Origin of the sequence: Vibrio sp. M260118 (assembly GCF_036533755.1) — a bacterium.
Classification (GTDB): Bacteria; Pseudomonadota; Gammaproteobacteria; order Enterobacterales; family Vibrionaceae; genus Vibrio.
The window spans coordinates 1-10,883 of sequence record NZ_JATABG010000114.1 but is presented as its reverse complement, the minus strand read 5'-3'; the positions used below and the strand labels follow the sequence as shown (position 1 = coordinate 10,883).

The 10,883-nt window shown below is 45.8% G+C and carries 9 protein-coding genes; 8 read left to right on the top strand and 1 reads right to left on the bottom strand.

Going from position 1 to position 10,883, the window contains the following annotated elements; all coding sequences use genetic code 11:
• Window positions 1-455 (bottom strand): TetR family transcriptional regulator C-terminal domain-containing protein (locus QTO00_RS08995; RefSeq protein WP_331424390.1); only part of this gene is annotated, 455 nt, incomplete at its 3' end.
• 336 nt (window positions 456-791) lie between these two features.
• Here QTO00_RS08995 and QTO00_RS08990 point away from each other — a divergent pair.
• From QTO00_RS08990 to QTO00_RS08955, 8 genes are all read left to right on the top strand, one after another.
• On the top strand, window positions 792-2,063 hold the full coding sequence (locus tag QTO00_RS08990; protein WP_331424387.1) for an ABC transporter ATP-binding protein: 1,272 nt from the start codon (window positions 792-794) through the stop codon (window positions 2,061-2,063).
• Window positions 2,056-3,222: an ABC transporter permease gene (locus QTO00_RS08985; RefSeq protein WP_331424384.1), complete on the top strand. Its 1,167-nt coding sequence runs from the start codon at window positions 2,056-2,058 to the stop codon at window positions 3,220-3,222. The genes QTO00_RS08990 and QTO00_RS08985 overlap by 8 nt, the downstream gene beginning before the upstream one ends.
• Window positions 3,222-4,151, top strand: coding sequence for an ABC transporter permease (locus tag QTO00_RS08980; RefSeq protein ID WP_331424382.1), 930 nt, complete (start codon window positions 3,222-3,224; stop codon window positions 4,149-4,151). The genes QTO00_RS08985 and QTO00_RS08980 overlap by 1 nt, the downstream gene beginning before the upstream one ends.
• Window positions 4,152-4,461: 310 nt before the next feature.
• The gene (locus tag QTO00_RS08975; protein WP_331424381.1) at window positions 4,462-5,538 is read left to right on the top strand and encodes a BMP family ABC transporter substrate-binding protein; all 1,077 of its coding nucleotides are present in this window, start codon (window positions 4,462-4,464) and stop codon (window positions 5,536-5,538) included.
• 113 nt (window positions 5,539-5,651) lie between these two features.
• Window positions 5,652-7,064, top strand: a complete 1,413-nt coding sequence (gene xdhA, locus QTO00_RS08970; RefSeq protein ID WP_331424380.1) for a xanthine dehydrogenase small subunit — start codon at window positions 5,652-5,654, stop codon at window positions 7,062-7,064.
• Complete coding sequence (gene xdhB, locus QTO00_RS08965) at window positions 7,057-9,483, top strand: xanthine dehydrogenase molybdopterin binding subunit (protein WP_331424378.1); 2,427 nt, start codon at window positions 7,057-7,059, stop codon at window positions 9,481-9,483. Before xdhA ends, xdhB begins: the two co-directional genes overlap by 8 nt.
• Before the next feature lie 3 nt (window positions 9,484-9,486).
• Complete coding sequence (gene xdhC, locus QTO00_RS08960) at window positions 9,487-10,389, top strand: xanthine dehydrogenase accessory protein XdhC (RefSeq protein WP_331424377.1); 903 nt, start codon at window positions 9,487-9,489, stop codon at window positions 10,387-10,389.
• Entirely contained in the window at window positions 10,386-10,877 is a 492-nt protein-coding gene (locus QTO00_RS08955) for a 2-oxo-4-hydroxy-4-carboxy-5-ureidoimidazoline decarboxylase (RefSeq protein ID WP_331424375.1), read from the top strand. The genes xdhC and QTO00_RS08955 overlap by 4 nt, the downstream gene beginning before the upstream one ends.
• The last annotated feature ends 6 nt before the right edge of the window (window positions 10,878-10,883 follow it).

Genomic DNA, 10,883 nt, shown 5'->3' with positions numbered 1-10,883 from the left:
ATTGGTCGCAGTTTTCCTTCGCTGATCCACTGCTGAATAACACCCGATTTTTCCTTACTCCAATTAACCATTGGTCGTTCTAGTATATCCGCAACCACTGGAGCACCTTGGATGATCTCCATAGCGAAAATCTTTGACTCCATGGGGTGTGAGCGACTGTAACGCATCTTCTCTCGAATATAGTTTCCAATAACGTATTTGGGCTCTAAACTGCCGTTTTGATCGGAAAAGCTTTGGTTCCACATCTCCATGATTTCGTTTAGCAGCGCTTTGTATAAGCCTGTCTTTGATTTGAAGTAGTACAGGATATTTGCTTTAGGTAGATTTACCCTATCAGCGATTGCTTGCAATGATGTGCCCCTAAATCCGTGTTTCGCGAACTCTTGCGCTGCAGCACTCAATATAAGGTTCTGATTTCTTTGTCTAATTGCGCCGGTTTGCGCTGATTTTTCCATCGACTTTTGTCCCACTCTACTTTTCCCTGGAAATTTAAACCATTTATAAGTTTACGGTTTACTATTTTTATTACATTCTGCAATCTCGTCGCTGCTGTCAAGCTTGTAACACAACTCATTTTCCGCACCACTATGGTGCTCACGCACCAAAATATCGCCCACCAATCAAGCCATTAAATACAAAACTGCAACAATATCGTTACTCTTTACTTCCTGAACAGTTGGTCAAGTTATTGCATTGCACCCTGTTATAGCTTTTTACAATAAGGCTTCTGTGATCGCTCGCCACATTGGTATGTAGCGAGAAAGAAAGAGCAATAAAGGAATATGCTTAAAATGAAACACAAACCTCTGCTAGAGCTGTGGAATGTCAGCAAGATATTTCCGGGAGTGATAGCCAATGACAACGTGAACCTTAAGCTTTTTAAAGGTGAAATACTTGCGCTATTGGGAGAGAACGGTGCTGGTAAATCGACATTAGTAAAGATGATCTATGGTGTGAACCGTCCTGATAAAGGTGCAATCCTTTGGAACAATCAAGAGGTTGATATCCGCACACCCAACCAAGCAAGAACGTTGGGAATTGGTATGGTATTTCAGCACTTTTCAGTGTTCGAAACGCTAACTGTCCAAGAGAATATCGAACTTGGGCTGGACAACAGTTTTCTAGATCAAATTGACAACTTAAAACAGCGAATCGTCGCTATTAGTAAAAAATATGATCTGCATGTTGATCCTGACCGTTATGTGCATAGTTTGAGTATTGGCGAGAGACAAAGATTAGAGATCCTACGCTGCCTTATCCCTGAAAGCTATCCGAAAAAACGAGCAAATGAAACCATCTTCGAAACTCACAACCTCACGTTACCGCCTTCACATCCATTTGGTTGCGGACTAAACGATGTCTCTTTAAAACTAAAAGCGGGTGAGATCCTGGGTATTGCAGGCGTCGCAGGTAATGGCCAAGAGGATCTTTTAGAGGCACTTAGTGGAGAGGATACACGCGCTAACAATAGCGCAGTGTTATTTCGCCAGCAGCCTGTGGGAAATTTGAATGCCGGAGCTAGACGAAAACTTGGTATGGCTTATGTCCCAGCAGATCGGCTAGGACAAGGCGCCGTACCCGAAATGAGCCTTACAGACAACACTCTTCTAACTAACTCAAGCAATTTGGCTAAACACGGTTTTGTTTTACAGAACAAGCTGCGCAAATTAGCTGACCAAATTATTAAAAGCAATCAAGTTAAGTGCCACAACCAATCTTCTCAAGCCAAAAGTCTCTCTGGCGGTAACTTACAAAAGTTCATTATCGGTAGAGAAGTTGAACAACAGCCTAACGTGCTAATCTGTGCCCATCCAACTTGGGGAGTGGATATAGCTGCCGCGAGCGCTATTCACCGTCAACTTATCGCTTTACGCGATTCTGGAGCTGCCGTGCTCGTCATATCAGAAGATATCGATGAGCTTTTCGTCATCTGCGATCGGATGAGTGCGCTCTACGAAGGACAACTCTCTGAAGCCGTCAACACTGAAGAGACGTGTATTGAAGAGGTGGGCAAATGGATTGCTGGAAGCTTTGTTACTCATAAGGAGGTGAGTAATGGTTAAAATAGAGCCGCGTATTGAGAACTCAAAATTGATGGCTTGGCTCTCTCCTATGATCGCCATTGCTTTAACTGCTTTGGTTTCTAGCATTATGTTTGTCTTATTGGAAGTAAGTCCATTTGAGGCGTTCAACGTTTTCATCATTCAACCTATTAGTGACCCATACAACTTGGGCGAGTTAATGGTGAAAGCCACTCCCCTTATGCTTTGTGCTGTCGGTCTAGCGCTCTGTTATCGAGCCAATATTTGGAATATAGGTGCAGAAGGGCAACTCCTGGTTGGTGCTGTTGCAGCAAGTACAGTAGCGATTCAGGCCGACGAAACTTCAGGGAGTAGCTTACTAGTTCTTGCTTTGCTGATCGGTGTTCTCGCGGGAATGTTTTGGGCAGGTATCCCGACACTATTAAACCGACTGTTTCATACCAATATCATCCTAACCACAATTATGATGAACTACATCGGTTTGTATACTTTATTGTGGTCCGTACATGGACCACTAGCTGACCCACAAGGCTTTGGGTTTCCTGAATCAGTGATGTTCGCAGACAGCCTGCTACTCCCGATCATCATGGATGAAGGGCGAGCGTCAATTAGTATTGTCATTGCTATCATTGTCGCGATACTGTCCGCCGTTATTCTGTTTAAAACACTACCGGGATTCAAACTTCGAGTCTATGGAGAGGATCAGTCTGCCGCACGTTATGCTGGTTTTGGAGAGAACAGAATCATTTGGGCTGTTATGTTGTTCGCCGGAGCACTCGCTGGTTTTGCTGGCGCTGCAGAGGTAACGGGCCCTATTGGTCAATTGATTCCATCTGTCTCACCTGGCTACGGATATGCGGCAATTATCGTCGCTTATCTTGGCCGCTTAAATCCAATTGGAATCATCTTTGCTGCACTTTTCATGGGAACCTTGTATATGGGTAGCGATCTCGCACAAATAGAGCTTGGACTCCCTACTGCAATAACTGGTCTTTTCCAAGGTATCTTGCTGTTCTTCTTGCTCGCTTGTGACTTTCTTATCTACTACCGCATCACTGTCGTTCCTCGCTTGACTGCCAGAAGACGTGAAGACGCCGTCAATAAGGCGCGCAAATCAAAAACCACCGAAATCGACGTAGTCGCTAGCAACGAAGCAAGTACACAACAAGGAGTGGTGTAATGGACATTTTAATGATTCAACAAATCTTAGTCGCTGCGTTAATCACCGGTACTCCCCTACTATTGATCGCATTAGGAGAATTGGTGTGTGAGAAATCTGGCGTTCTCAACCTAGGGCAAGAAGGTATGATGTTGATGGGCGCGATGGCTGGGTTTGCCGGCGCGTATTACACTGGCAACCTCTATCTGGGTGTTGCCTTAGCGATATTAGCTGGAATGGCGATGTCTATGCTATTTGGTTTCCTATCGCTGTCATTAAGCACCAACCAAGTGGCGACAGGCCTTGCTCTTACCATTTTTGGTACCGGGCTTAGCTCGTTTCTTGGAAGTGGCTTGGTTGGTTCTACCATATCTGGTTTCAAACCAATTGCGTTGCCTCTGTTAAGCGATATTCCTTTACTAGGTCCACTACTCTTCAATCAAGATATCTTGGTTTACTCGAGTTTTGTCATTGTTACCATCACCTGGTACATCCTACAAAAAACCAGAGTTGGACTCACAATTCGCGCTGTAGGTGAAAACCCTCGTTCAGCCAATGCCTTGGGAATAAAAGTGATACAAGTACGTTATCTAACAACGCTATTTGGCGGCGCAATGGCTGGCCTTGCTGGCTCCTATATGTCACTGGTTTACACCCCAATGTGGATGGAGAACATGACGGCAGGGCGTGGCTGGATAGCATTGGCTCTCGTGGTGTTTGCTTCTTGGCGTATTGGTTATTTGATGCTAGGCGCGTACCTATTTGGCTTCGCATCTATCTTACATCTAGTCATGCAAGGTTTTGGGTTCGATATATCACCTAACCTGCTGGCCATGACACCTTATGTTGCAACAATCGCGGTAATGGTGGTTATTAGCTCCAACGCGCTCAAACAAAAACTGGCCACACCAATGAGCCTTGGTAAATCATTTGACCCTAAGCTGCACTGAACGGGCAACTGAAAAAACAGCAAAGACCGTTTCGGCGGTCTTTTTTAATGCGCTAATAAACCTATGGTAGTGAGCGCCAATTTAGTGCAACGCTTCATATCTGTGCGTTTTCTATGTGTTAGAGCTCGACTTGGCTCATGTTTTTCATCCAATTTATGGCCTTTCCCAATCAGCTACCTCACTCTCAGCCCCCGTCAGATAAAGCGTTTAACAATTATGCAAAGTTAAATTACAAGAATACGACCAAATGGTCAGGTTTTTGCAAATACTCAATAATCTTTAACACACAACAATGAAAATGGAGTATTTCATGAAGCTCAACACATGGGTTAAGGCAACGGCCTTGTCACTTAGCACTTTCCTCACTGCATCAGCATTGGCAGACGATCCTCTAAAAGTAGGTTTCGTCTATGTTGGGCCCGTAGGTGATCACGGATGGAGCTACGAACACGACCAAGGCCGTCAGGATCTCGAAAAGCACTTCGGTGCAAAGGTTGAAACAACATTTGTTGAAAATGTACCTGAAGGAGCCGATGCAGAGCGTGTTATTACTCAGCTTGCAAAATCGGGCCACGACCTAATATTCACTACCTCTTTCGGATTTATGAACCCAACGATTAAAGCGGCGAAAAGATATCCAAAAGTAAAATTTGAACATGCCACAGGCTATAAGCGTTCGAAGAACGTCTCGACCTATGCACTGCGCACTTATGAAGGTCGTTACGTTTCAGGCGTGGCTGCGGGTATGGCAACAAAAACTGACACCATCGGTTACATAGCGTCATTCCCTATCCCTGAAGTAATTCGTGATATCAACTCTGTTTACATGGGCGCTAAGAGTGTAAATCCTGACGTCAAAATTAAGATCGTTTGGGTGAACACTTGGTACGACCCGGGTAAAGAGTCAGATGCAGCCAATGCTCTAATGGATCAAGGTGTTGACATCATCCTGCAACACACAGACAGTCCGGCGCCACTTATTGCCGCAGAAAAGCGCGGAGTAATGGGTATTGGCCAAGCTTCAGATATGAGCCATTTCGCACCTAAATCACACATGTTCTCTATTCGTGACGTTTGGGGTCCTCACTACATTAAAAGCACTCAAGAAGTGATGGACAAAAACTGGAAACCAGAAGACTTCTGGGGCGGGTTCCAAGATGACATCCTACAAATTGTCTCTATCAACCCTGACCTTCCAGTTGAGCTACAAGAAGCAATCAAAAGTACACACGCTAAGATTAAGTCTGGCGAGTTCCACCCATTTACTGGGCCACTTAAAGACAACACTGGTAAAGAGGTCGTAGCTGCCGGTCATACCTTAACAGATGCTGAATTAGCTGGCGTGAACTGGTACGTAGAAGGTATCGACGCAACTATCCCTAATTAACTCAACATGACCTACCTATCGGGTAACAAGCTTGTAGGTAGGTATTTTTTTAACTCTTAACCTGACCACTTGGACGGGTTTGTACGACCAGGATGTTAACAACAGGGGAAGTTATGTTGGAACTTATGATCAATGACCAAGTTGTCGAGATTGACTACGCTGCGCCCGATACCATGCTGCTTAACTATTTACGCGAGCAACAAGGTTTGGTTGGGTCTAAAGAGGGTTGTGGTAGCGGTGATTGCGGAGCATGTACTGTTGTTATGGTTGATATGGAAGACGACCGAGAACTCAGATATCGCCAGATCAACGCATGTATTACTCCACTAAACGCATTACATGGAAAACAGATCATCACGATTGAGCAGCTCAAAAAACACGGCGAATTACATCCGGTTCAAAAGGCGGTCGTGGAAAAACACGGTACGCAATGTGGGTTTTGTACTCCGGGAATTGTGATGTCACTTTATGCGCTATCAAAACAAAAACACACCATAGAGAGGCCGGCTGATTTTCTCGCAGGGAACTTATGCCGCTGTACAGGTTATGGCCCATTGATTGAAGCCGCCGAACAAATTTCTGGCGTTGAATATTATGACCTAGCCCAAGAAGATGAAAACTCAGTTAAAAGTTGGATCCAAAGCTGCAGCAAGCAAGAGAGCGTTAATTATCTAAAACCAAGCAATCGTAAACAACTGGCTATAGCCAAGAAAGAGATGCCACAAGCAACGATGCTTGCTGGAGGCACCGATCTCGCCCTTGAAGTGACTCAGCAACTTAAAGGCTTTAAACAAATCATCGATATCTCGGAAGTCGAAGAGATGTTGAACATAGAAGAGACAGTGAGTGGTTGGCGAATCGGGGCTGCGGTTCCTATGTACAAAGTACACGCTTTTATGCGTAAACAGTTTCCTACCACGGATGAAGTGATTGAGCGTCTCGGTAGCTTGACCATTCGTAATCGCGCAACCTTAGGCGGAAGCCTTGGACACGCCTCTCCAATTGGTGATATTGCGCCACTCCTTATCAGCCTTAACGGAAAAATAGAGGTTGATAATGGCGTTGAAAGAAGATTGTTTGCGCCAGAGGACTATATTACCGGCTACCGCGAAACCCTACTTCAACCTGACCAGTGGATCAGTGCTATCCATATTCCACGTCTAGCACCCAATCAAAAGCATGCAATCTACAAAGTGAGTAAACGCTATGAAGATGATATCGCCACAGTGGTTCTCGCGCTTAACTTTACTATCGACAGTGATAACCGAGTTAAGCACTGCATCCTCTCAGCTGGGGGGATTGCCGCTAAATCAGTTCGTCTTACAGAGTTAGAAAAACTCTTCGTTGGCCGTCCTTTTACCCAGTTACTGGTACGTAAAGTTAAGGCTGTTGTGCCTGAAGTTATTCAGCCACTGTCGGACGTTCGTGGCAGTGCGCAGTATCGAGTTCAGCTCATACAAAACCTTATCCAACGCTTCTATTTTGAGTCCAATAACATAACAACAAGGCTGATTGAACATGCGTAGATTAACCACTGTAAACCATATTTCATCACAGGCGACAGACGTAGAGTTTCAAGTTGTTGGACGCTCTCATAAACATGAAAGTGCAGAAAAACAGGTATCGGGCGAAGCGCTTTTCATTGATGATTACAGTATGACTAAGGGGGCGCTTCATGCCGCTGTTGTACTGAGTGAAATAGCCAAAGGTCAAATTGAATCCATCGACCTCACGGAGGTTGAGCGTGCTAAAGGAGTAAGCAATGTCATTTGCTATGATGATATTCCTGGCGAAACTGACATTGGCCCGATCTTCAAAGGCGATCCCCTTCTCGCTGATGGAAACATAAAATACCACGGACAACCTATTGCACTGGTACTGGCGAAAACTCATAGACAAGCTTGGCAAGCCGCTAAAAAAGCACAGATAAGTTATGTTTCAAAGCAAGCAGCAGTTAGAGCCGAACAGGCCAATCAACAGGAACCACTGTTACCAAGTAACCAGTTTGGTCAATTGGTTGAACTTACAGAGCTAGAAGATGCGGATGTTCTCATCACCGACAGTTTTGCAGTCGGCGGCCAAGAACACTTTTATCTAGAAGGCCAAATCAGCTTAGCGGAGCCGACCGAGGATGGTGGCATCTATATTCGTAGTTCAAGCCAACACCCAACAGAGGTCCAAACCTTAGTCGCAGAAGTACTGGCCATTCCCTTTAACAAAGTCACGGTAGACCTGCGTCGTATGGGTGGTGGTTTTGGCGGAAAAGAGTCTCAAGCAGCCCAGTGGGCCTGTCTAGCGGCACTTGGCGTTTATCACACAGGCAAAGCGGTGAAGATGCGCTTACCTCGATCAATTGATATGTCTGTCACAGGTAAGCGTCACCCTTTCCACAACCACTACCAAATAGCAGCAACAAAAGACGGGCTAATTAAAGGGGCCAATATCGAAGTCAATGGTTTGTGTGGACACTCGGCAGATCTGTCCGGTGCTATCGTTGATAGAGCCATGTTCCATAGTGACAACGCCTACGCCTTGGGGCAAGTCTCTGTTGTGGGCAACAAGCTTAAAACCGATACCGTAAGTCACACCGCTTATCGAGGTTTTGGTGGACCACAAGGTATGATCACTATAGAAAGAGCAATGCAGGCTCTTAGTGTTGAAACCGGTATCGATGCGTTTGATTTACGCCTCAAAAATCTCTATCGCGAAGGGAATAACGTAACGCCATACGGCATGGAGGTTGAGCAGACCGATACCATCAAAGCGGTGATTGAAGAGCTCGCAGAAAGTACCAACTACAAAAAGCGCCGAGAGCAAATTCGCCAGTGGAACCGTGAAAACCTTGTTCTCAAGAAAGGACTGGCACTGACACCGGTTAAGTTTGGTATCTCCTTCACTGCAACGCACCTAAACCAAGCGGGCGCATTGGTGCACATCTATACCGATGGCAGTGTTCAAGTGTCTCATGGCGGTACAGAAATGGGGCAAGGTCTACATACTAAAATTCAACAGATCGTAGCGCAAACTCTTGGCGTTCCTATGGAACTGGTATTAGTCACATCAACGCGAACGGATAAGGTGCCTAATAGTTCACCAACCGCGGCTTCTTCAGGCGCCGATCTCAACGGTATGGCAGCACACAACGCCGCGAAGACGATACGCGCACGTCTAACCGAGTTTGCTCAACAGCAATATCAATTAAAACATCAACCCGACATTATTAACGGCAAGGTCAAAGACGAAGATTTTGAGATCGACTGGACAGAACTCGTCCAACAAGCGTACTTAGCGCGAGTGTCACTTTCATGCAATGGTTTTTACAAGACGCCCAAAATCTGGTTCGACATGGAGAAGTCGGTTGGACGACCATTTTTCTATTTTTCAATTGGCGCTTCCTGCTCTGAAGTCACCATCGACACACTGACAGGTGAGATGCGTTTAGATAGAGTGGATATTCTCCATGATGTTGGCAATAGCCTCAATCCAGCAATCGATATTGGCCAAGTCGAAGGTGCGTTCATTCAAGGTCTCGGTTGGCTCACTAATGAAGAGTTGGTTTGGAATGATGATGGCGTTTTATTGAGCAACAGCCCAATGAACTACAAGATCCCAACCATTGGCGATTACCCAAAGGAGATGAACATTGCTCTTTATGATAAAGCGAATCCCGAGCACAGCATCTATCGCTCTAAAGCCGTTGGGGAGCCACCATTCATGCACGCGATTAGCGCTTGGTGTGCGATCTATGACGCCGTTTCTTCGATTAGTGACTACCAAATTGCACCTAAGCTTCATGCTCCTGCGACAGGCGAGAGCATTCTGCAAGCCTGCTTGGAGCAGTATGACCAAATAGGCTATACACGCAGTGAAACCTTGGGAGCACAAGCCAAAGTCAATCAATTTAAGCCGCTCAGCGAGCAGCTGCAAGTAAAAGAAGAGGTGTGAGCGATGGACAGCACTCATTCTCCTTTAACTGAAAAATTTCTCAACAGCCCGAGCAAAAACTGGCTAAGTGCCTGCCAAGATTTGGAACAGATTGGTGAAGCTTACTGCATTGCCACTGTCATTGCTGAGGTCGGTTCGGTTCCACGCGCCCGTGGTTCCAAAATGGTCATCAGCGCTCATAATCAGTTCGACACTTTAGGTGGCGGCAACCTAGAGTTTAAGGTGATCCAAAAAGCACGCGAAGGGCTCTCGCAGCATACAACTCAACCCAGTATCGAGCGATTTTCTCTCGCAGCGGACCTTGGTCAGTGCTGTGGCGGTGCTGTGCAAATTTTGTTTGAGTTTATGCACACCCAGCAACCTAAGGTGGTCGTGTTTGGCGCGGGCCACGTTTGTCAGTCTCTTGCCACCATTTTGAACAGCTTACCTTGCCATCTAACTGTGGTGGACAATAGACCAGAATGGTTGAGCGAACTCAGCGCACTTGGCGTGACAACCAGACTCGAAGAAGACCCTTCGACGGTTATCGACGTTCTTCCTGAAGACGCTCACATAGTGGTAATGACACAGGATCATAGTTTGGACTTTGAAATCACGCGCAAGGCGTTAGAGCGCGAAGTGTTCCCTTTTGTTGGTTTAATTGGGTCAGAGGCGAAAAAGCAGCGTTTCTCGTTTCGTTTAGCAGAACAGCTATCCGACGCAGATAAACTCGCTGCTCTCACCTGCCCTATTGGCCACCCAGATGTTCGCGGCAAGCTACCTATGCAAGTAGCAGTGTCAATCTCTAGCCAGCTCATTGGCCTGTTTGCGCAAACACAAACTCGTGTTGACTCGGCGAAATCAGAGCAGCACAGCTGGCAGGATGCCAATAGCCTGCGCAAAACACTTACGGAGGCTTGCCAATGAACATCTCCAACAAGGCAATAGCTCCCACAGCCGAGCAATTGGCACAGATTTGTACGAGTCAACACTGGCAAAATCTGATGCTTCGTAGTGCTCCTTTTTGTGATTTTTCCGCTTTTTGTGACCATGCAGAAAAAGCATTTTGCCAGCTAAATGAACAAGATTGGTTAGAAGCTTTTGCAGGTCACCCAATGATTGGGGACCTATCAACCTTGGCTCGCAAATACTCACAAGGTCAATCGCTTAGCGAAGCGGAACAGTCAGGTGTAAATGGTGCACCTGAAGAGGTGTTAAAGCAATTAATCGAACTCAATCATGCATATAAGGATAGGTTTGGTTTTATTTTCATCGTCTGTGCAACAGAGAAATCCGCATCCGAGATGCTTGCAATCTTAACAAGCCGAATCTCAAACACTATCTCTACTGAAATGCTTAATGCATCAATCGAGCAGAGAAAAATAAGTCGAATTCGAATGGAGGCCTATCGATGAGCACAT

Bases quoted from the DNA above. Each gene is read 5' to 3' on its own strand.
- QTO00_RS08980 (WP_331424382.1), top strand. From the start codon at position 3,222: ATGGACATTTTAATGATTCAACAAATCTTAGTCGCTGCGTTAATCACC.
- QTO00_RS08985 (WP_331424384.1), top strand. From the start codon at position 2,056: ATGGTTAAAATAGAGCCGCGTATTGAGAACTCAAAATTGATGGCTTGG.
- xdhC (WP_331424377.1), top strand. From the start codon at position 9,487: ATGGACAGCACTCATTCTCCTTTAACTGAAAAATTTCTCAACAGCCCG.
- QTO00_RS08990 (WP_331424387.1), top strand. From the start codon at position 792: ATGAAACACAAACCTCTGCTAGAGCTGTGGAATGTCAGCAAGATATTT.
- QTO00_RS08975 (WP_331424381.1), top strand. From the start codon at position 4,462: ATGAAGCTCAACACATGGGTTAAGGCAACGGCCTTGTCACTTAGCACT.
- xdhA (WP_331424380.1), top strand. From the start codon at position 5,652: ATGTTGGAACTTATGATCAATGACCAAGTTGTCGAGATTGACTACGCT.
- QTO00_RS08955 (WP_331424375.1), top strand. From the start codon at position 10,386: ATGAACATCTCCAACAAGGCAATAGCTCCCACAGCCGAGCAATTGGCA.
- xdhB (WP_331424378.1), top strand. From the start codon at position 7,057: ATGCGTAGATTAACCACTGTAAACCATATTTCATCACAGGCGACAGAC.